This is a genomic window from Acinetobacter schindleri (assembly GCF_010918895.1).
In the GTDB taxonomy this organism is placed as follows: domain Bacteria; phylum Pseudomonadota; class Gammaproteobacteria; order Pseudomonadales; family Moraxellaceae; genus Acinetobacter; species Acinetobacter schindleri.
Genome location: NZ_CP044483.1, coordinates 822,679 through 841,947, shown reverse-complemented (window position 1 = coordinate 841,947; position 19,269 = coordinate 822,679). Strand labels below are relative to the sequence as shown.

Sequence of the window (19,269 nt, the reverse complement as noted above, 5' to 3'; positions counted from 1 at the left end):
CGGTGTCATAAAAAGCATTACTTGGATCAAGAAAAAATTGCGATATATCAACAGCCGTGGTCACGGCCATACAATTAAGCAATATTCTACCACATTCTTACTTGTGGGTAGCATGGCTTCCACTGCCCAGCTTCAGGCAGCAGGAACAGTTTACCATGCCAACCCAGATTATGAAGCAATAAAACAGAGCATGATCGCCGAGTTTGCTTTAGCTTCTAATGACATTCCAACTGCACTACATAACTATACTGTGCTGGCCATCAAGAGCAATTCCACCACAGTAAAACAGCGTGCCTTGAATGTTGCTTTGGAACATGATGATCTGCGTGCAGCCCTTGATATTTCGACACATTGGGTAGTTCAGGAACCACAAGATGTACCTGCTATGTTCTATCTGGCGCATATCGCTTTAAAAGCCCATGAATATGAACTGGCAGCCGAAACTCTGGACAAAATTTTACAGATTGATGACAGTGCTGATCTGGAAGAAATCCTGGCGGGAATCGCTCCAACAGATGCTGAAGATCGAAATTATCTGATACAGGCACTGAGTTCCAGTAAAGCTAAAAATAACCCTTCTATTTTGGTACTCGTTGCAGGTCTGGAAGCTCAGAATGGCCAATTTGAACAAGCATTAGGAACCATCAACCGCGCGCTCAAGAAACGCCCGAAATCGACAGGCTATATTCTGCTGAAGGCCAATCTGTTACAGGCCTTAGATGACCAGGAACAGACCTTAAAATGGTATGAAAAAGCCAGCAACAAAAACCGCAACAATATCGAAGTGCGCCTGGCTGAAGTCAAATACCTGATCAAGCTCAATGAAACTAGATTAGCCCTGCAAAAACTGGAAACTATTCTAAAAAAATGGCCTACGCATGAAGAGGCCTTATTTATTGCAGGCCTGACCAGTATTGACCTTGAAGAGTACGACAAAGCAGAAAAATATTTGGTCGAACTGCGCTACTCAGATCAGTATCAGAATGAAGCTTATTATTATTTGGCGATCAATGCCGAGCGTAAGCAGCATTATGAAACTGCCAAAGCCTATTACCGTCTGGTGGATGGCAGCCTGTATACCGTTTCCAGGCGTAACATGATCTCTATCTTCAGCAAGCAGGAAAAACTGACAGATGCCCTGCGTTTCCTGACCCAGGAACGGGTTAATTATCCACAACATGCCAGTTTCCTGTATCTGGCTCAGGCAGATATCTTAAAGAAGATGGACAACAAGAAAGCTGCCCTGCGTCTACTGGAGGAAGCCAGTAACAATCTGCCAGATGATCCGGAACTGGTCTATGCTCAAGTACTATTGTTAGATCCACATCAGGATCGTCTTCTGCTCGATCAGTTGCTGAAACGCTTATTGGATATTGAACCGAATAATCCAGCTTATTTGAATGCCTATGCCTATACACTGGCAATGCAGAACCGTCGTCTGGAAGAAGCCCGTCGTTATGTCGAGCAAGCACTGGAATATGCTCCTGAGCAAGCCTCGATTTTAGATACCTTCGGCTTTATCTGCTATCAGCAAAATGACTTTGCTACTGCTGCTCTAGCTTGGGAAAAAGCTTACAACCTGAATCCGAGCGCAAAAATTGGCGTACGACTGGCTCGCTCACTGTACATGAACGGTGATATTGAACAATTCCAACAAGTCTTTAAACAATTACAACAAAATTATCCGGATGATCCTGAATTAAAGCAGCTTCATTCGTTATTGTTATCACCACCGATGAAAACGAGTTAATTCTATTATGCCTAAGCTTAGCCAGCTGGCCTGTTGCTTCCTTGCATCAGGCACTTTGATTCTGACCGGTTGTCAGCAGATTGCGCAACCGAAACAACCTGCCACATCGGCAATTCCAACTGTTGAAAATGAATTCCAGCTCCAAGGCAAGATTGGTGTGCGTACCCCACAACAAAGTGGCAGTGCCTTCTTTACCTGGGCACAGCAGCAGGAACAATTTGATATTGAACTGACGGGTATTCTAGGCGTAGGCAAAACCCAGATTTCTGGCCAACCTGGTCAAGTTTCACTGAATAGTGCCAAAACAGGTCTGATTAAAGCTGCTACACCAGAAGAGCTACTGCAACGTGCAACTGGCTGGCAGGCACCGATTACCCATCTGGTCGATTGGGTACAGGCTCGTCCTGCGACCAGCAATGCCCAATTGCAAAAAGATGATACTCAACGCATCAGCCAGATTATTGAAGATGGCTGGACCGTGGATCTCAGTTATGCAGCACAGGCACGTCTGCCAAACCGCCTGATTTTAAAACAGACACTTGGGAATGGGGGCGAAAACCGTATTACAATGGTGATTCAAAATCGTTAATGCATTTGATTGAAACTTAACCATGATTCGTGTTCCCTCGCCTTCTAAACTGAATTTGTTTCTCCACATTACGGGTCGCCGACCAGATGGTTATCATGAGCTGCAAAGTATTTTTCAGCTGATTGATTTGTGCGACTGGCTGGAGTTTGAGCAAACTGCAGATAAGCATATTCAGATTGAAGGACTGGCATCTGTCGATCTGGAACAAAATCTGATCTATCGTGCGACTCAGGTGCTTAAACCTTATGCAAAAGCTTATTCCGGTCTAAAAATCCGTCTGGAAAAAAATATTCCGATGGGTGCAGGACTGGGTGGTGGTTCATCGAATGCTGCCACCACTTTAATTGTAGTGAACCAGCTTTGGGATTGTGGGCTAACAATTGAGCAGCTAGCTGAACTGGGTGTCAAACTTGGTGCCGACGTGCCGATTTTTGTTCATGGCCGAAATGCATGGGCAGAAGGCATCGGTGAACACTTAACATTCATTGACTTAGATCAAAAACAGTTCATTGTGCTCAAACCTGACTGTTTTATCAGCACTCAACTGCTTTTTTCACAAAAAACGTTGACAAGAGACACGAAGAGCTCTAAATTTTGCGCCTATCAGATAACGCCATCTGATTTCGGAAATAACTTTGAGCCACTGGCAAGAAGCTTATATCCTGAAGTCGATGAAGCAATGCAGTATCTCGACCAGTTCGGTGTTGCAAAGCTTACAGGTACAGGTGCCTGCGTGTTTATCGAAGTAACTGAAAAGATGAATGTAACCAACATTCTTGAAAATGCACCATGTAAAGCTTACTTGGTGAATAGTTTACAAGAATCACCATTACGTCATTTTAAGGTTTGTTAGGGGTATCGCCAAGTGGTAAGGCAGCGGGTTTTGATCTCGCCATCCGTTGGTTCGAATCCAGCTACCCCTGCCATTTTTCACCTGTAGATGTACTGTAGTAGGGGCGTCGCCAAGTGGTAAGGCAGCGGGTTTTGATCTCGCCATCCGTTGGTTCGAATCCAGCCGCCCCTGCCATTTTACAGTCATCAAATTAGGGGCGTCGCCAAGTGGTAAGGCAGCGGGTTTTGATCTCGCCATCCGTTGGTTCGAATCCAGCCGCCCCTGCCATTTTCTCAAAAAAGACAGGACATGGTTTTGCAGTAAGAGTGTTAATTTACCTTGACACAATACCGCAAAAATATTAAAGTTCTGCCGCATTAGGGGTATCGCCAAGTGGTAAGGCAGCGGGTTTTGATCTCGCCATCCGTTGGTTCGAATCCAGCTACCCCTGCCATCTATTCCCATATTTCCTAACCGCCAAGGGTGCTTCATGCCCAATCTTGTCGTTTTTAGTGGAACCGCGCATCCACAATTCGCTCAAAAAGTCGTAAGCCATTTACACATTCCTCTAGGTGCTGCATCTGTTTCTACCTTTTCTGATGGTGAAATTGCTGTAGAAATCACTGAGAATGTACGTGGTAAAGACGTATTTATCGTACAACCTACTTGTGCCCCAACGAACGACAACCTAATGGAAGTCCTCGTGATGGCTGACGCGCTGCGTCGTGCAAGTGCTGGTCGTATTACCGCCGTTATTCCTTACTTCGGTTATGCCCGTCAAGACCGTCGTCCTCGTTCTACCCGTGTACCAATTACCGCAAAAGTTGTTGCAGATATGCTGACGACTGTGGGTATTGACCGTGTAGTGATGATCGACCTTCATGCTGACCAAATCCAAGGCTTCTTCGATATCCCTGTAGACAACATCTACGGTACTCCAGCATTGCTTGCTGACTTACGTCAACAACAGCATCATAACCTGATGGTTGTTTCTCCTGACGTGGGTGGTGTAGTACGTGCTCGTGCTGTTGCGAAACAGATGGGTGATATCGACCTGGCAATCATCGATAAACGTCGTCAAAAAGCGAATGAATCACAAGTGATGCATTTGATTGGTGATGTAAAAGATCGTGACTGTGTCATTGTTGATGACATGGTGGATACAGCGGGTACGCTTTGCAAAGCAGCTGATGCATTGAAAACTTTCGGTGCTCGTAAAGTTGTGGCTTACGCAACTCACCCGGTACTGTCTGGTAAAGCGATTGAAAATCTTAAAAATTCTGTAATCGACGAACTGGTTGTAACTGATACCATTCCGCTTTCAGAAGAAGCTTTATCTCTTGGTAAGATTCGCCAGGTTTCAGTAGCAAGCATGGTTGCTGAAACAATTCGTCGTATTAACAACGAAGAATCTATTAGCGCAATGTTCGATTCTTATCTATAATATAGCGCTGAATTTCCAAAGCCCTGCCATTTGGCGGGGCTTTCTATCACCGGACTGGTCGCAAGTCTGGTTCATTTAAACTTAAATAGGATGTCTATCATGGCAAACTTCGTATTAAACGCAGCAGCACGTGAAGAAGCAGTACAAGGGAAAGGTGCGAGCCGCCGCCTTCGTCTTCAAAACAAAGTGCCTGCAATCATCTACGGTGGCGAAGCTGCTCCTGTAGCTGTTACTCTTGAACTTCGTGAGCTTGTTAAAGCTTTAGAAAGCAACGCTTTCTTCGAAGAAGTTGTTGAAATCAACATCGACGGCAAAACTGAAAGCGTTAAAATCCAAGCGCTTCAACGTCACCCAGCTAAAAACACACCTATGCACGCTGACTTCAAACGCGCATAAGTGTTGATGGTATAAATTAGTGTCAAATATTTCACTGATTGTAGGTTTGGGCAACCCAGGTTCTGAGTATGCCCAGACCCGCCATAATGCAGGCTTCTGGTTCGTAGAACGCCTTGCAGACCAATATGGCATTTCCCTCAAAAAAGACCCAAAATTCAATGGATTTAGCGGTCGTGGCAATATCGAAGGCCAAGACGTTCGTCTACTTCTTCCAACAACATTCATGAATCTTTCTGGTAAAAGTGTTGTTCCCTTTGCCAAATTCTATAATATCGCTCCTGAGTCAATCCTGATCGCACATGATGAGCTGGATATGAATCCAGGAATCATTCGCCTGAAAACTGGCGGTGGTCATGGTGGTCACAATGGTTTGCGCGATATCGTGCCGCACATCGGTCCGAACTTCCATCGCTTACGTATCGGTATTGGTCACCCAGGTTCTAAGGAACGCGTGTCCGGTCATGTGCTGAGTAAGGCACCGAACAGTGAGCAGACTTTAATGGATGACGCGATTGCACATGCCATGAATCGCATCAAGATGCTGGTCAATGGTGAAGTACAACAGGCCATGAACCAAATCAATGCCTATAAACCAAACTGATCATTCTATAAATTGTTGAATAATCTTTCTTGCCATCTTACGCATTTCAGAGCAAAATGCGTTTGCTCGATTGTTCACCATACAGCAAGCAAGATTGATTTAACCAAATGATCAAACTCTTAGGTCAACTCAGGGGACGCTAGCCATGCTATCTCGTTTATTAAAATGCAAAATTCACCGTGCTCACGTTACACATGCAGAACTACACTATGAAGGTTCATGTGCAATTGATGGCGTTTTGATGGATTTGGCTGGCATTCGTGAATACGAAGAAATTCATGTGTGGAACGTGACCAATGGTAAACGTTTTGCAACTTATGCAATTCGTGGCGAAGACAATTCAGGCATCATTTCAGTGAATGGTGGTGCTGCGCATCAGGCTGATGTTGGTGATATCGTAATTATTGCTACATTCGGTGATTTCACTGAAGCTGAAGCAAATGCCCACAAACCACGCCTTGTCTATGCAAATCCAGACAACACGGTGAACCACACAGCGAACTGTATTCCTGTGCAAGTAGCTTAATTAAAAAGCCCGCAATGATGCGGGCTTTTTTATTGAGAAATACTTCTAAAAATAGATCCTAATTAACTGCCCTGTACCCAGTCTTTCTGGCTTTCGCAATTTAAAGCTCGCAGATTCTGATCCACCAGATTCGCCAATAAAGCCTGTCCATTATATTTAACTTTAATCTCGGCATATTTTGCGTTGCGGTAGCATGGCTCCAATCCTTCTGCAAACAGAAAGCTATTCGCTGCCGGATATAAATTGGCTAATCGGTTGGAAGGATTTTTTAAAATAAGTGACATTGAAGTTTCTGGAGCAATTTTCAAAAGACTTTTATCCAGGCTGGTTTGAATCACACGATGCTGATCATCTAGCTGTATATAGCTTAGAAGATGTGTCTGATCCTGAATACGCTTTTCTAAGGCTGCAATTTTCTTATCCGGTAAACTATCCTCTTCTCCACGATCCCCTTCAGCATCACCCTCGAAATGCAGCTCATAATTCAGTACCATATAATCGCCTTGCAAGATTGAGCGCGGATCGACCGGAGCAAGCTCGACGAAAATGGACTGGCTGTTCACTAAATGATGTTCATGTTTCAGGATCAATCCCACAAAGAGCAGAATACTGAATCCGGCCAGAATCAGAGGAAGAAACTTTTTCATGCAGTTTCCTCCTGACCAGGTCTAATCCTTACCTGCTTTAAGCCATAGACCATGCACCAAACCATAAGACCTGAGATGAAAATCGTGAGGCTCTTTACCAGGAAACTCAGCCCCAGATTGTAATACAGCATCCATAACCAGAAGATCAGCAATAAAATCGACAGGGCTTGAATCAGTCGCTGCTGATAGACTACAGCCCAAGCCATGAGCAGCATAATGATAAAAATTTCAAAATAGCCCAGCAGGATCAGTAATAAACCCAGAACCGGAATTAACCACAGCCATTTTTCAGAAAATTGCTTTCTATTTTGCCAAATAAAACTGAACAACAATAAGCTCGGAAAAATATAAAACAGCAGGACTTGGTCAAAGCTGATCTGTCCGATGCTCTGCCAGTGCTCTAATCCGGTCACTGCCTGAACCACCGCTGAACCTGTCAGCATGGCGATCATCCAGAGAAAGATACTTTTCTGATAATGCGAAGATTGCCAATAACGCGCTGTTAGGAATAGTCCGATGAAAATGACATAGTTCAAGCTGAGTATGATACTGATCACCATGTCATCATGTTTAAAAGAATTCTCTAAGACCAGAACCACGATTGCTAATGCATGGGTAATCAGCAGCTGCAGGGTCAAAATAGACCAGTGCATCCGTTTGATGGTAGTAAGCCCCAGCATTAATAATTGCAGCAGCAAGACTACAAACATACTGTCGGTGAGCAGTTCTGTATGAATTAAAACTGCTGCCTGACCACAGATCCACAAGCAATAGGCAAACTGGCGCATAAAAACTGAAGTCTGCTGACCCAGCAGTTTCCAGGCGATGCCTATAAAGATGATCCCCATTAAGATCGAAAAGGCTTCCCAGTAAGTCAGTAACAGGACTGCAAGAATAATCCCGGAAATCCAAGCACCGAGTGCCAGAGGAATCACGGAGAATTTGGTTTGTGGAAAAATTCTATTTAAAGCAAAACTAATTAAGGCAAACCAGCCAAAAATCAGCACAGCTAGCACAAATAGTCCAGTAGCTGAATTGGTCAGTTGATTTTCAACCAGTTCAAATACCCATAAGCTCACACTGGCAGCCAAACCTGCAATGAGAAGAATGGCTTCTAGCGCCTGATGTTTCCTATAAAAATAAAATGCGGCACCTGTCGGTAAAACAACTGAAGAAGCTAAATAGATCAGCTTAGAGTGATGAATAAACTGCATCATGCTGCTGATCGAAATCACGATCACAAATGCGATAAACAGAAAACGTAGCAGCGCGTAATAGCGCATGGCATACGCAAAGCTAAGTGCTGTCAGCAAATTTAGACCGAGCAAATACAGCCCTTCTGCTCTTCCCATCCAGAAGCTCTGTTTAAAATACAGATAAAACGTCAGCTGGCTCACTACGCAAAGCATGACAAAAATGCCAATATTGGAGCGATAGAGCCATGGTAAGAGCAAGGCTGACCAGAGCAAAAATAACAGATAACTATCTGCGCCAGTTTGATAAATCTGCCCAATCACTGCCAGACTTAAACCCAGCATGAGACCAGATACCGTATCCAGACTCTGTCTCACCCATTCCTGCTGGTCGAAGTAAACACTTGCTGCTGCACTACAGAGTAAAATCAGCATCGGGATTGCCAGCTGAACCGGATCCGGCAGCATCCACCAGTTCGCTGCCATTAAATACAGCAAACTGACCGTGATGAGTGCCAAGCCCAAGATTTTTAAATAACGTAGTACTTCTACATTGCAGAACAGCAAGGGCGAAAATTGATTATTTCGGATCAGCTCAGTTTTATGCATTGTTAGAATGATTGAAGGATTTCTAATCTTCCTCACACCATAGCATGTTTCCAGTATTTTGCTAAAAACTTGGGTAATTCAGATTATCTGTTTTGTTTATCTAAAATTCTGCAAATTACTTTCCATTTCAACCATCCCATCTTTTTAAAATCAGGACTATAATGCTCCTACATCGCTTCAGGGCGGGGTGTGATTCCCCACCGGTGGTAATTTCAGCTTTTTATAATTAGGCTTGAATCAGCCCACGAGCGGTCAATTTCGATTGATCTGCAGATCTGGTGCAAATCCAGAGCCGACGGTATAGTCCGGATGAAAGAAGACGAAAGCAGCACCAAGGCTGTATGCCGTGCATACACCTGTCTTTGCTATAAGCCTATTTTCACTCAGTCCTGAAATGTTCAATCATATTTTTAGTTTAGGTGAGCATTTCAATGTCAAGTTTGATTCAACCCGAAATTTTCTTTTCTGCTTTGGCCCCTGCTGAACAACGTATCCTTCAGGCACTCGAAGATCTCCGCCAAGGAAAACCTGTCCTGGTCATGGATGATTTTGACCGTGAAAATGAAGCCGATCTGATTGTGGCAGCTGAAACTTTAACTGTAGAAACCATGGCGCGTATGATTCGTGATGGTTCAGGCATCGTTTGCTTATGTCTGACTGATGAGCTGGCAAATCATTTAGAGTTGCCACCAATGGTACAAGATAACTCTAGTCAGTTTAAAACTGCCTTTACTGTAAGTATTGAAGCAGCAGAGGGTGTAACAACCGGTGTTTCTGCCAAAGACCGCACGACTACAATTAAAACAGCGATTAAAGACGGTGCAGTTGCCAGTGATCTGAATCGTCCTGGTCATGTATTCCCATTACGCGCCCGTGAAGGTGGTGTCTTAACCCGGCGTGGTCATACTGAAGGTACTATTGACCTTGCGCGTCTGGCTGGTTTAAAACCTGCCGGCGTGTTGTGTGAACTGACTAATCCAGATGGCAGCATGGCTTCTGGTATTCAGGTGCTCTCGTATGCGCAGACGCATCAACTGACCCTAATTACTATTGATGAACTGGTACAGTACCGTCATCAACACAATATATAAGTCTATTTAAAAAAGAAAATCCCGGCATTTGGTCCGGGATTTTTTGTGTCGTATATATTGATTGAATTAACTGAAGATGGAATAAATCCCATATAAAGCAACCATTAACAAGATCAAGCCGCATAGCCCCAGTAAATGCGGATAAAGCTGAGACCGAGATAATCGCTGAAAACCCAGATACACCAGTGACAGGGTGAGGAAATCCAGAACAATCCAGCTAATTGTCAGAATCACCAAGCTTAAATCGAGGTTTGGGCTAATGCCTATAAATTGCGGAAAAAAGGCGGCAAAGAAAATAATATCCTTGGGATTAGAAATACCTACCAGAAAACCGGTACGAAAGCCGCCCTGTACAGGCTGCAGGCTTTGTGGTCCAGTTGATCCCTGCCCTTGCCAGACTTCCCTGAAAATCTGAATTCCCAGCCAGGCAATATACAAACAGCCAAGTAGCTTAATGCCATTCAGCCAGTTTTCGTTAACAACCAGAAGACCTTTTAGACTGAGAATGGATAAACCAATCAGAACCAGTGAGGCAAAGTTAGTTCCGAAAATAGTCTGCAAGGCATGCTTATAGCCGCCTTTGAGCCCGGCACTAGCGACCAGTAACATTACTGGTCCGGGCGTCGCGATCATGATTACTACGGCCAGACAATACAGCAGATATTCGGTAATATTCACCCCATTCCTCCTTGTCTAATATAGTCAGTATAAAAAAAGAGGACCTACTCGTCCTCTTCTTCCATCTGGATCAGATGCTGACTCATCCCATCAGCACGCAAGAATGCCAGATCATAACTGGCTTTTGCCAATGCCAATACTCGACGTTCAAATTCATCCCAAATCGGACGTACCTGTTTGTAATGAATACCTAGGCCACTCTCATCAGTCAAATGCCGGTTTTTTTCACACAATTTTAATGCATGGTAGAGCTTACGCCCTTTACTGGCATCATCACGCAACCGCACCCGCTTGGACAATACAAATTTCTCGACATGAGCCATATCTGCCAGAGGCAGCATCGGGACTAGAATCTGATCAAGTTGAGCATCCAGACGTTGCCATACTGCGTTATGCTGTTCAGCCGTATAGGTATTCCACTGAATCACTTCATGATTAAAACGGCGACAACCGCGACATACCGCATCACCAAATACGGTCGAGCAACGCCCTGCACATGGGGTTAAAGATGCAATACGACGATCTGAACTCAAAACTTACTCCAACATTGCTGATCATTTCAGCACAGGCAGGTCTGCAATAATACCGGGTCGGGCAAGACTATACACGCTCTCCTGCATGAATTGAAGTCCCTATAAATGCTATGGGTTTTACTCGCATAATCATGCAAATCACGTTAAAATGTGCGCCTTTCAAATATCATGCTACGTTGGAGTATTCCATGAACGCTACTGTAGAACAGCTTGCACCTGTAGAACAGCAAGCGACGACTGGTTGGGTTGTTGCCGCACTTTATCAATTTAAGGAAGTTCAAGACCCCGCAGGTCTTCAACAACGCCTCCTTGACCTGGTAAAAACCATCGACCTTTGCGGTACTCTAATTGTGGCAGGCGAAGGCATCAACGGTACCGTTGCAGGTAACCGTGAAGCCATCGACAAAGTACATCAGTTCCTTCTAAACGAAGGCTTCAACGAAATGGAATACAAGGAGTCTCATAGCTCTGACAAGCCATTCCGTAAAATGAAGATCAAACTGAAGAAAGAAATCGTGACGTTAGGGGTACCTGTTAAGCCACGTGATCTTGTCGGTCATTACCTTGATCCTAAAGAATGGAATGAGCTGATTGCGCGTGATGACGTGATTCTGGTCGATACCCGTAATGACTACGAATACAAGGCCGGTACATTTAAGGGTGCGATTGACCCGAAAACTGAAACTTTCCGCGAATTCCCGGAATACGTGAAACAGAATTTGGAACAGCACAAAGACAAGAAAATTGCCATGTTCTGTACAGGCGGGATCCGTTGTGAAAAATCGACCTCTTTACTTCTTCAAGAAGGCTTTACTGAGGTTTATCACCTGAAAGGTGGTATTTTGAAATATCTGGAAGAAACCCCACCAGAAGAGAGCCTATGGGAAGGTGAGTGTTTCGTATTTGATGGCCGTACTGCCGTGACTCACGGTATGGAAGAAGGCCAAAATACTAAATGTCACGCATGTGGCTGGCCACTCACTCCCGAGGAAGCAGCATTACCAAGCTATGAACACGGTGTATCTTGTGTGTACTGTATTGACAAAACAACTGAGAAGCAAAAAGAAGGCTTCCGTATGCGTCAGTCACAAATCCTCGCTGCAAAACGTAAACGTTTATAATGTGTAGAATGTAACTAGATGTATAAAAGCCCTCATTTGAGGGCTTTTTTTTACACAAACTTCACAATCTAAATAAAAATCTCAACACGCTTTTACCAAGATTCCCCTTTAAAAAGAAAAAGTCTTGATAATCTATATGCAGTAATCATTTTCCACCTAAGTGTTTAATTACTAAATATATTTTTTATATGAAAAGGAACACAAAATGGCAAAATCCTACGCAAAATATGAAGATAATATTGTTCAGTTTCAACGCAAGGATCAGGTAAAAGTACAGCGGACTGTTGAAGTCATGGACCAGCTGGAACATGAATCACATCTTTTTATTGTTGTGCTAGGAACTGTTATTGGTGCGATCTTAGCGCTATTTATTGGCTATCACATCAACACTGGCATCGTGCAATTTTTGCTATTAAGTATATTGCCAGTATTCAGTGCCTATCTGCTGCGTCGAGTTTATATCTATACTCTCACGCATAGCTAATTTGTGCGATCTACAATTTATCTACTTTACCCATTCTGGAATACTCCGTAGGATAAAAGCAGTATTTTCAATTAACTGCTGCTTATGAATCTGACTGACTGGATTATTTCTATTATGGAACAGCTGGGCTATTGGGGTATTGCCTTGCTCATGTTCCTCGACAATGTCTTCCCGCCTATTCCCTCTGAAATCATTATGCCATCTGCGGGCTATTCCGCGTCCCAAGGTCAATTAGTACTGGTCGGCGTGATCATTGCGGGTTGCCTCGGCTCCCTGCTGGCTGCTGCCTTACTTTACTGGATTGGTTATAAATTCAGTCATGAATCGATTTTCAGATTTGTCGACCGCTATGGTAAATATCTGTTTATTAAATCTGATGATGTAAAAAAATCTTTAGCATGGTTCGAGCAGTATGGTCATCGCATTGTTTTTGCTGGACGTATGATTCCCGCAGTGCGCTCCCTGATCAGTATTCCTGCTGGAATGAGTCGTATGCCCTTCTGGAAATTCATGTTTTATAGCAGCTTGGGAACAATCATCTGGACGACTTTCCTGGCCTGTGTTGGATTTTATTTCGGCGAAAATCAGAACTTGATGCATCAGATTTTTAGCAAGGTCAGTTACATCATTATTGCAATTGTAGCGATTATTATCGGCTGGGTTCTGTACCGTAGACATCAACGTAAAAATCGTCCATCCTGAACAGTAAGTCCTGTTAAGGAGGCCAGAACGATGTCGCATTATCTTAAATATTTTGCAGCCGTTTATCTTGCCTTGCTGGTTTTGGTCGGCATGATTGTGTATTGGTTAAACTTGGGTGCCATTATCTTCATTCCTGCATTAATTGCAGCAGCATTCTTGAGTGCCCGGCATTTTGTGCATAAGGAACTGCGTGTACCTGACGCCAAGGAAAAAAATACCTTGGTCTGGGGCTCTACCATTATTGCCATGAGCCTCGGCTTTATTTTTATCTTGGTGATGATCTGGCTGCACCCTTATACCGAGGAAATTCTACGCCGAATGAATTATACAGGCCGAGGCCCAAATTCATTTATTGTCGCTGCCTTGATTGCCTTGCATGCTGCCCTGTTTCATGTCGCCTATCATGGCTATACCCGCTATAGCTTGGCTAAACAGCCAAAGAAACATGCTTAATTTCAATCTAGTTCAAATCATGTCACGTGATCCTTCTATGCTTCACGTGACATTCGTCGTATTCTTTTAATTTATCTTGCCGAATATTCGAGCAAATTATTAAAATAAACAAACTTGTTGGTATAGCGTTTCCCATTTTTAACCACACAAACAACAACAATAAAAATACAATATTCGAGATAAAAATGATGATTAAAAAATATTTTGGCTATTTCACCATAGTTTATCTAGTCGCGATTCTGATTGTCGCTGGTTTAAATATGTTTATCGATTTGCCTGGCAGCAGCACTGCCATCCCAGCATTATTCGGTGCAGGGGCAGCGGCAGCGATCAAATTTGTTCAGGATCAACAACGTCTACCAAGTGCTATAGAGAAAAAACAGTTAATTTGGGGGTGTCTAGGCATTAGCGTGCTAATTGGCTTGATCTTATCCTTATCAATATTGGGTATTGCAGAACAACGGGAAATTATCCTCGGTATACTGGAATCTTTATCTTTTGGCATCTGGATAAGCGTATTGCTGCTAGGCTTGGCGATTCAATATGTTGTCCTTGCCTTATGTTTCGGCTGGATGAGTAAAAGCGCTCTTAAAGGTCTGGAAGCAAAAAAACAGGCCAAGGAATAACTGCTTAGCTTAAAATCACAGATATATAAAAAAGCAAATATGAAAAAAGCACCCGAAGGTGCTTTTTTGATTTGGGAGAATTAATCTGGTGTATGATACATCAGGTACAATTCATTGAGGTTTTCTGGAATTTCTTCCGCAAGCTCGTCCATTAACTGGCCGTTACGACGGAAAGTTTCCATTTGTGGGTCTTCTTCATCAATCCCACTGAAGACCATGATTGGCAGGGTTAAATCCACCAGCTGTTCTTCAAATTCTTCTGCAAACCATGCTTCTTCGTTCAGGAACATGGCATCAACAAAGCCCACACTCCAGTCACCAAGACTTGATTCGGTATCTGCTTCCTCGATTTCAAACGGGAAAGTGATGCCTTCTTCATTGGCCAAGCTTTGACGGATAGACTCCAGCCATACTTTAACCTGTTCGATGATTGCTGCTGGAACTTTTTTCTGATTGTTATCAAAAAGCTCATCCAGCCATCTGTCAAACTGCGGACCTACTGCAATTGCACACAGGAAACCGTGAGTTGCCGCGAAATCCAGACCATACTCATTTTGGTCGCCATCCAGATAGTCACTCAACAGGTCTAAATCTAAAGCACTCATCTAATATCCAAACTTAGAAATTCCGAAAGGCCTAGCATAGCATTTATTCAGGCCATGCTAAATCCGAATTGCTTAATCTTCGTCGTCGAAGTCATCGTCATCGTCGAAGTCGTAGTCAAAATCTTTGAGTTCGCGCTCGAGGCGGCGTTGAGTCAACAGGTCATCAATCAGACGACGTTTTTCCAACGACTCTTTTGCGCTGAGCTTGCTGGAAGCCTCATCGAAGCTAACATCATCATCACCGTAGTTATCATCTAGTTCAAAATCTGTAGAAGACACTAAAACTACCTCATTGTGAAAAATGTAAAGGGTCCTAGGCGCTATTTATCTTGCCTAAAAATACTTGTCAAGTTTTATTTAAAATTTAGTATCTTAAATTTGTAAATAGGGCTTTTTTCCAAGTAAATTGTATGGCATGATATAATCCACCCTGCGTCCTTATATTTTTTGACTATTATATTTTTGGTCAGATACAGATACGCCGGGGCTGGACTTGAAAATAACAAATTCATCCCCATCTTAAATTACTGAATTTCATTTTAAATATTTTGTCAGACAGCCTTGATGCTGAATACTCTGATGAAATATGTAGGCTATTCACTAAATTTAATGAGCTTAAGTCGTGCAGAGTTGTACGATTTTTTACTGTCACAGATTCAACGAAGAGTAAGCAAAGATGAGCGATATGACTTCCCCTACTTCGCAAGTAGCGGCTCTGATTAGCCGAGGCAAAGAACAAGGTTATTTAACCTTCGCTGAGGTTAACGATCATCTCCCGGACTCAATCACAGAAAGTGAACAGATTGAAGATATCATTCAGATGTTGAATGACGTCGGCATTCCGGTACATGATCGCGCGCCTGAATCTGATGATGCGATGTTTGAGGATACTGCAGAAGCTGCCGATGAAGTTGCAGAAGAAGAAGCTGCAGCAGTACTTGCATCTGTAGAAAATGAGCCAGGTCGTACAACTGACCCAGTACGTATGTATATGCGTGAAATGGGTACTGTTGAACTTTTAACGCGTGAAGGCGAAATCAGCATTGCAAAACGTATTGAAGAAGGGATCCGTGACGTTCTTCACTCCATTGCTTACTGGCCAAATGCCGTAGAAGTTGTACTACAAGAATACAAAGATTATGAAGCTGGCGAACGCCGCCTGGCCGACCTGCTTTCAGGTTATTTAGACCCTGAAACTGATGATGATATTCCAGAAGTGCTGGAAGAAGTCGCTGACATCGAAGAAGATGAAGAAGCAACTACCAAGTCAACCAAAGATGTAAAACTGGATGATGAGGAAGATGAAGAAGAGTCTGACAGTGATGACGATTCTGAAGGTGACTCAGGTCCAGATCCAGAAATCGCTAAAGTTCGCTTTGCTGAACTTTCAGATGCATGGAAAAATACCAAGGCTGTCATTGAAAAGCATGGCCGCAACAGCAAAGAAGCAGAAGAAGCACTGCAAGCTTTAGCTACTGTGTTCATGATGTTCAAGTTCACACCGCGCCTATTCGATATCATTTCTGAAATGATTCGTGGTACCCACGACCAGATCCGTAGTGCAGAACGCGAAGTAATGCGTTATGCAGTCCGTCGTGGCCGTATGGATCGTACCCAGTTCCGTACTTCTTTCCCGGGTCAGGAATCTAATCCAGCTTGGTTAGATGAGCAAATTGCGAAAGCACCTGCCGATCAAAAAGCTTATCTGGAAAAAGTACGCCCTGACGTGCTGGCATTCCAGCAAAAGATTGCAGACATTGAAAAAGAACTTGACCTGAAAGTTCGTGACATCAAAGACATCGCCAAGCGTATGGCGGTGGGTGAAGCGAAAGCGCGCCGTGCCAAGAAAGAAATGGTTGAAGCGAACTTACGTCTGGTCATTTCGATTGCGAAGAAATACACCAACCGTGGCTTGCAGTTCCTGGATCTGATTCAGGAAGGTAACATCGGCCTAATGAAAGCCGTGGACAAATTTGAATACCGTCGTGGTTACAAGTTCTCGACTTATGCAACCTGGTGGATTCGTCAGGCGATTACCCGTTCAATCGCGGACCAGGCACGTACTATTCGTATTCCAGTACACATGATCGAAACCATTAACAAGATCAACCGTGTATCTCGTCAATTGCTTCAGGAAATGGGCCGTGAACCAACTCCGGAAGAACTGGGCGAACGTCTGGAAATGGATGAAGTGAAGGTTCGTAAAGTACTTAAAATCGCCAAAGAACCGATTTCGATGGAAACACCGATCGGTGATGATGAAGATTCGCATTTGGGTGACTTCATTGAAGACAGCAACATCACCTCTCCTGTGGATGCGGCAACGTCAGAAGGCCTGAAAGAAGCGACGCGTGAAGTACTGGAAAACCTGACTGAACGTGAAGCGAAAGTCCTGAAAATGCGTTTTGGTATCGACATGCCAACTGACCATACCTTGGAAGAAGTAGGTAAGCAGTTCGACGTAACCCGTGAACGTATCCGTCAGATTGAAGCGAAAGCCTTACGTAAGCTGCGTCATCCTTCCCGTTCTGAACACCTGCGTTCATTCCTTGAGAATGATTAAGATTTGATGCTTGTTCTGGAGACTTGAAATTTGTTTCAGGGTCTCCATTTTAACTAGCCAAGACAGACCCAAACGCCTGCATGATTGCAGGCGTTTCAAATAAAGGGACTACCATGTTAGACCGTACACCTTCTCGCGAATTACAGGAACATCTCTGGGTGTTCCCGATGGACTATCCGATCAAACTGATTGGCCTTGCTGGTATTGAGTTGCATCAGGCCGTAAATGAGATCTTTGTAAAGCATTTTCCTGAATTTGATGGCAGTAAAATGACCGTTACGCCTTCACGTACAGGTAAATATCATTCGATTACTGCACAGCTCCGTTTCCTTGAACTTGAACAGGTACATGCTGTTTATGCAGATCTGGCTGCTTGTCCTTTGATCAAAACTGCGCTTTAAGACAGCTCAGGCCGTAATAAGAAACACGCTTCAGGGCGTGTTTTTTTATATCTGTGAATTGGTAATTGAGAATTACTGTGAATCACTCCCCTATCACGGCTTGAAATCATTATAATTATTGGCAGTATTTTTTTATCTTTCCAAGGACGCACACTGTGACTGATGCGGTTCAAAAACCCTGCCTGATTATTCGTCAATATAATGACCTGACTCCCTATGAAGACCGCTTTCTGGAAATGAAAGCCCTGACTGAAAACCGTGATGAAAACACCCCGGATGAGTTGTGGATTTTGCAGCACCATGATGTCCTGACTCAAGGGCAAGCAGGTAAGCCGGAACATATTCTGATGCCATCCAATATCCCGGTAATTCAGACCGATCGTGGCGGTCAAGTGACCTGGCATGGTCCGGGCCAGCTGGTGGCGTATTTTATGTTTGACCTGAACCGTCTTGGCTGGAATGTCCGTACGCTGGTGTCCTATGCCGAAAACCTGATGATTGAGCTACTCAAGAAGCATAATATTGAAGCCTATGCCAAACCAGATGCACCCGGTGTCTATGTCAATGAACGTAAGATTGGTTCCCTCGGCTTTAAAATCCGTAAAGGTCGCAGCTATCACGGTCTTTCCTTGAATATTGACTGTGACCTGACAGGTTTCCATACCATCAATCCATGTGGCTATGCAGGACTGGAAATGGTCCGCATTAACGACTTGGTCAACAACCCGCCAAAATTTGCTGACTTGTGTGTCGAAATTATTGAAACTTTAACCAGCAGCGGTTACTTTAAGGACGTTAGCGTCGAGCAAAGATAAAACCTTTGCATTTCAACAATAAATAAATTAGAGTAATTACTCTAAACTAATAATATTCCAGGTAGGGATCATCACGTGATTGCAACTAAATCCGTTAAACCTGCTTTGCAACAGGCCTATGTCAAACTCATGATGGATGTGATTGGCAGAGGCTTAGTCATGGCAAGCCAGGTCGATGAAGAAATCAAAAAGGAAGTTGCCCAGTTTCCGGCGAATTTCAGTCTTTCCATGAAAGTCTTCCCCCACGGCCCGGCATTTATTGCCCGGGTTACTGAAGAGAAGCAACTTGAACTCGTGAAATCTATGGACACTGCGCCTGACCTTACGATCACCTTTAAGCATCTGCATCATGCCTTTTTGGTCTTTTCATTTCAGGAAAGTACCTCACAGGCCTTTGCCCATGACCGCATGATTGCCGATGGTGATATCTCTTATGCTATTCGTCTGGTGCGTTGTCTGAATAAAATGGAAGCCTTGATTTTGCCGAAAATGGTGGCACAACTGGCTGTCAAAGAATATCCAAGCAATCTCAGCCTGAAAGAAAAATTAACTGAAGCAAGCAGCATCTATTTAAAAATTGCTCAATCTTATTTGAAACGGAGTGCCTAAC

General features: G+C 43.7%; 23 protein-coding genes, 4 tRNA genes and 1 riboswitch. Of the genes, 21 read left to right on the top strand and 6 right to left on the bottom strand.

Annotation, left to right across the window (positions count from 1 at the left end; genetic code table 11):
* Positions 1-37: 37 nt before the first annotated feature.
* From FSC11_RS04110 to panD, 11 genes are all read left to right on the top strand, one after another.
* Positions 38-1,750 carry a tetratricopeptide repeat protein gene (locus FSC11_RS04110; RefSeq protein WP_163165312.1) on the top strand — a complete coding sequence of 571 codons (1,713 nt, stop codon included), beginning with the start codon at positions 38-40 and terminating at the stop codon, positions 1,748-1,750.
* Positions 1,751-1,757: 7 nt separating this feature from the next.
* Positions 1,758-2,339 carry a lipoprotein insertase outer membrane protein LolB gene (lolB, locus tag FSC11_RS04105; protein ID WP_163165310.1) on the top strand — a complete coding sequence of 194 codons (582 nt, stop codon included), beginning with the start codon at positions 1,758-1,760 and terminating at the stop codon, positions 2,337-2,339.
* A gap of 22 nt (positions 2,340-2,361) precedes the next feature.
* Positions 2,362-3,192: a 4-(cytidine 5'-diphospho)-2-C-methyl-D-erythritol kinase gene (ispE, locus tag FSC11_RS04100; RefSeq protein WP_163165308.1), complete on the top strand. Its 831-nt coding sequence runs from the start codon at positions 2,362-2,364 to the stop codon at positions 3,190-3,192.
* Positions 3,191-3,265: transfer RNA gene (locus tag FSC11_RS04095), tRNA-Gln, on the top strand. The genes ispE and FSC11_RS04095 overlap by 2 nt, the downstream gene beginning before the upstream one ends.
* Before the next feature lie 26 nt (positions 3,266-3,291).
* A tRNA-Gln gene (locus FSC11_RS04090) sits at positions 3,292-3,366 on the top strand.
* 18 nt (positions 3,367-3,384) lie between these two features.
* Positions 3,385-3,459: transfer RNA gene (locus FSC11_RS04085), tRNA-Gln, on the top strand.
* A gap of 91 nt (positions 3,460-3,550) precedes the next feature.
* Positions 3,551-3,625: transfer RNA gene (locus FSC11_RS04080), tRNA-Gln, on the top strand.
* 36 nt (positions 3,626-3,661) lie between these two features.
* Positions 3,662-4,615, top strand: coding sequence for a ribose-phosphate pyrophosphokinase (locus FSC11_RS04075; RefSeq protein WP_004891961.1), 954 nt, complete (start codon positions 3,662-3,664; stop codon positions 4,613-4,615).
* Between the two features lie 99 nt (positions 4,616-4,714).
* Positions 4,715-5,011 carry a 50S ribosomal protein L25 gene (gene rplY / locus FSC11_RS04070; RefSeq protein WP_004891957.1) on the top strand — a complete coding sequence of 99 codons (297 nt, stop codon included), beginning with the start codon at positions 4,715-4,717 and terminating at the stop codon, positions 5,009-5,011.
* Between the two features lie 19 nt (positions 5,012-5,030).
* Positions 5,031-5,612 carry an aminoacyl-tRNA hydrolase gene (gene pth / locus FSC11_RS04065; RefSeq protein ID WP_163165306.1) on the top strand — a complete coding sequence of 194 codons (582 nt, stop codon included), beginning with the start codon at positions 5,031-5,033 and terminating at the stop codon, positions 5,610-5,612.
* A gap of 145 nt (positions 5,613-5,757) precedes the next feature.
* The gene (gene panD, locus FSC11_RS04060; protein ID WP_008307603.1) at positions 5,758-6,138 is read left to right on the top strand and encodes an aspartate 1-decarboxylase; all 381 of its coding nucleotides are present in this window, start codon (positions 5,758-5,760) and stop codon (positions 6,136-6,138) included.
* Between the two features lie 62 nt (positions 6,139-6,200).
* Here panD and FSC11_RS04055 read toward each other — a convergent pair whose 3' ends face one another.
* Together FSC11_RS04055 and FSC11_RS04050 are read right to left on the bottom strand one after the other, a co-directional pair.
* Positions 6,201-6,785, bottom strand: coding sequence for a GDYXXLXY domain-containing protein (locus tag FSC11_RS04055; protein WP_163165304.1), 585 nt, complete (start codon positions 6,783-6,785; stop codon positions 6,201-6,203).
* Positions 6,782-8,587, bottom strand: a complete 1,806-nt coding sequence (locus FSC11_RS04050; protein ID WP_163165302.1) for a DUF2157 domain-containing protein — start codon at positions 8,585-8,587, stop codon at positions 6,782-6,784. Before FSC11_RS04050 ends, FSC11_RS04055 begins: the two co-directional genes overlap by 4 nt.
* A gap of 170 nt (positions 8,588-8,757) precedes the next feature.
* A riboswitch (FMN riboswitch) is annotated at positions 8,758-8,912 on the top strand.
* 106 nt (positions 8,913-9,018) lie between these two features.
* Here FSC11_RS04050 and ribB point away from each other — a divergent pair.
* Complete coding sequence (gene ribB, locus FSC11_RS04045; RefSeq protein ID WP_163165300.1) at positions 9,019-9,678, top strand: 3,4-dihydroxy-2-butanone-4-phosphate synthase; 660 nt, start codon at positions 9,019-9,021, stop codon at positions 9,676-9,678.
* A 66-nt stretch (positions 9,679-9,744) separates the two neighbouring features.
* Here ribB and FSC11_RS04040 read toward each other — a convergent pair whose 3' ends face one another.
* Positions 9,745-10,356 (bottom strand): LysE family translocator, encoded by a 612-nt coding sequence (locus FSC11_RS04040; RefSeq protein WP_005222924.1) that lies wholly within the window; start codon positions 10,354-10,356, stop codon positions 9,745-9,747.
* 44 nt (positions 10,357-10,400) lie between these two features.
* The gene (locus tag FSC11_RS04035; RefSeq protein ID WP_005222926.1) at positions 10,401-10,889 is read right to left on the bottom strand and encodes a DUF1289 domain-containing protein; all 489 of its coding nucleotides are present in this window, start codon (positions 10,887-10,889) and stop codon (positions 10,401-10,403) included.
* Between the two features lie 188 nt (positions 10,890-11,077).
* Here FSC11_RS04035 and trhO point away from each other — a divergent pair, with 188 nt between their 5' ends.
* The 5 genes from trhO (at position 11,078) to FSC11_RS04010 (ending at position 14,275) form a co-directional block, all read left to right on the top strand.
* Complete coding sequence (trhO, locus tag FSC11_RS04030) at positions 11,078-12,010, top strand: oxygen-dependent tRNA uridine(34) hydroxylase TrhO (protein WP_004814900.1); 933 nt, start codon at positions 11,078-11,080, stop codon at positions 12,008-12,010.
* Positions 12,011-12,215: 205 nt separating this feature from the next.
* Positions 12,216-12,494 carry a hypothetical protein gene (locus tag FSC11_RS04025; RefSeq protein ID WP_004814898.1) on the top strand — a complete coding sequence of 93 codons (279 nt, stop codon included), beginning with the start codon at positions 12,216-12,218 and terminating at the stop codon, positions 12,492-12,494.
* An 84-nt stretch (positions 12,495-12,578) separates the two neighbouring features.
* Complete coding sequence (locus tag FSC11_RS04020; RefSeq protein ID WP_004891933.1) at positions 12,579-13,196, top strand: DedA family protein; 618 nt, start codon at positions 12,579-12,581, stop codon at positions 13,194-13,196.
* Between the two features lie 30 nt (positions 13,197-13,226).
* The gene (locus FSC11_RS04015) at positions 13,227-13,649 is read left to right on the top strand and encodes an ABZJ_00895 family protein (RefSeq protein ID WP_048882393.1); all 423 of its coding nucleotides are present in this window, start codon (positions 13,227-13,229) and stop codon (positions 13,647-13,649) included.
* A gap of 185 nt (positions 13,650-13,834) precedes the next feature.
* Positions 13,835-14,275, top strand: coding sequence for an ABZJ_00895 family protein (locus tag FSC11_RS04010; protein WP_163165298.1), 441 nt, complete (start codon positions 13,835-13,837; stop codon positions 14,273-14,275).
* Between the two features lie 80 nt (positions 14,276-14,355).
* On the opposite strand, the gene FSC11_RS04005 is transcribed toward FSC11_RS04010, so the two are convergent.
* Both FSC11_RS04005 and FSC11_RS04000 read right to left on the bottom strand, forming a co-directional pair.
* Positions 14,356-14,880, bottom strand: coding sequence for a YecA/YgfB family protein (locus tag FSC11_RS04005; RefSeq protein ID WP_004814890.1), 525 nt, complete (start codon positions 14,878-14,880; stop codon positions 14,356-14,358).
* 72 nt (positions 14,881-14,952) lie between these two features.
* Positions 14,953-15,159, bottom strand: a complete 207-nt coding sequence (locus FSC11_RS04000) for a PA3496 family putative envelope integrity protein (RefSeq protein ID WP_004814888.1) — start codon at positions 15,157-15,159, stop codon at positions 14,953-14,955.
* Positions 15,160-15,556: 397 nt separating this feature from the next.
* Here FSC11_RS04000 and rpoD point away from each other — a divergent pair, with 397 nt between their 5' ends.
* The 4 genes from rpoD (at position 15,557) to FSC11_RS03980 (ending at position 19,268) form a co-directional block, all read left to right on the top strand.
* Complete coding sequence (gene rpoD / locus FSC11_RS03995) at positions 15,557-17,443, top strand: RNA polymerase sigma factor RpoD (protein WP_004891926.1); 1,887 nt, start codon at positions 15,557-15,559, stop codon at positions 17,441-17,443.
* Positions 17,444-17,556: 113 nt separating this feature from the next.
* Positions 17,557-17,844 carry a YbeD family protein gene (locus FSC11_RS03990; protein WP_004814884.1) on the top strand — a complete coding sequence of 96 codons (288 nt, stop codon included), beginning with the start codon at positions 17,557-17,559 and terminating at the stop codon, positions 17,842-17,844.
* Between the two features lie 155 nt (positions 17,845-17,999).
* Entirely contained in the window at positions 18,000-18,659 is a 660-nt protein-coding gene (gene lipB / locus FSC11_RS03985) for a lipoyl(octanoyl) transferase LipB (RefSeq protein ID WP_163165296.1), read from the top strand.
* Positions 18,660-18,734: 75 nt separating this feature from the next.
* Positions 18,735-19,268 carry a hypothetical protein gene (locus tag FSC11_RS03980; RefSeq protein WP_005222934.1) on the top strand — a complete coding sequence of 178 codons (534 nt, stop codon included), beginning with the start codon at positions 18,735-18,737 and terminating at the stop codon, positions 19,266-19,268.
* Position 19,269: the final 1 nt, after the last annotated feature.

Excerpts from the sequence above, each read along its gene's own strand:
- lolB (WP_163165310.1), top strand. The coding sequence starts at position 1,758 with ATGCCTAAGCTTAGCCAGCTGGCCTGTTGCTTCCTTGCATCAGGCACT.
- ispE (WP_163165308.1), top strand. The coding sequence starts at position 2,362 with ATGATTCGTGTTCCCTCGCCTTCTAAACTGAATTTGTTTCTCCACATT.
- FSC11_RS04075 (WP_004891961.1), top strand. The coding sequence starts at position 3,662 with ATGCCCAATCTTGTCGTTTTTAGTGGAACCGCGCATCCACAATTCGCT.
- rplY (WP_004891957.1), top strand. The coding sequence starts at position 4,715 with ATGGCAAACTTCGTATTAAACGCAGCAGCACGTGAAGAAGCAGTACAA.
- panD (WP_008307603.1), top strand. The coding sequence starts at position 5,758 with ATGCTATCTCGTTTATTAAAATGCAAAATTCACCGTGCTCACGTTACA.
- FSC11_RS04055 (WP_163165304.1), bottom strand. The coding sequence starts at position 6,785 with ATGAAAAAGTTTCTTCCTCTGATTCTGGCCGGATTCAGTATTCTGCTC.
- FSC11_RS04050 (WP_163165302.1), bottom strand. The coding sequence starts at position 8,587 with ATGCATAAAACTGAGCTGATCCGAAATAATCAATTTTCGCCCTTGCTG.
- ribB (WP_163165300.1), top strand. The coding sequence starts at position 9,019 with ATGTCAAGTTTGATTCAACCCGAAATTTTCTTTTCTGCTTTGGCCCCT.
- trhO (WP_004814900.1), top strand. The coding sequence starts at position 11,078 with ATGAACGCTACTGTAGAACAGCTTGCACCTGTAGAACAGCAAGCGACG.
- FSC11_RS04025 (WP_004814898.1), top strand. The coding sequence starts at position 12,216 with ATGGCAAAATCCTACGCAAAATATGAAGATAATATTGTTCAGTTTCAA.
- FSC11_RS04020 (WP_004891933.1), top strand. The coding sequence starts at position 12,579 with ATGAATCTGACTGACTGGATTATTTCTATTATGGAACAGCTGGGCTAT.
- FSC11_RS04015 (WP_048882393.1), top strand. The coding sequence starts at position 13,227 with ATGTCGCATTATCTTAAATATTTTGCAGCCGTTTATCTTGCCTTGCTG.
- FSC11_RS04010 (WP_163165298.1), top strand. The coding sequence starts at position 13,835 with ATGATGATTAAAAAATATTTTGGCTATTTCACCATAGTTTATCTAGTC.
- FSC11_RS04005 (WP_004814890.1), bottom strand. The coding sequence starts at position 14,880 with ATGAGTGCTTTAGATTTAGACCTGTTGAGTGACTATCTGGATGGCGAC.
- rpoD (WP_004891926.1), top strand. The coding sequence starts at position 15,557 with ATGAGCGATATGACTTCCCCTACTTCGCAAGTAGCGGCTCTGATTAGC.
- FSC11_RS03990 (WP_004814884.1), top strand. The coding sequence starts at position 17,557 with ATGTTAGACCGTACACCTTCTCGCGAATTACAGGAACATCTCTGGGTG.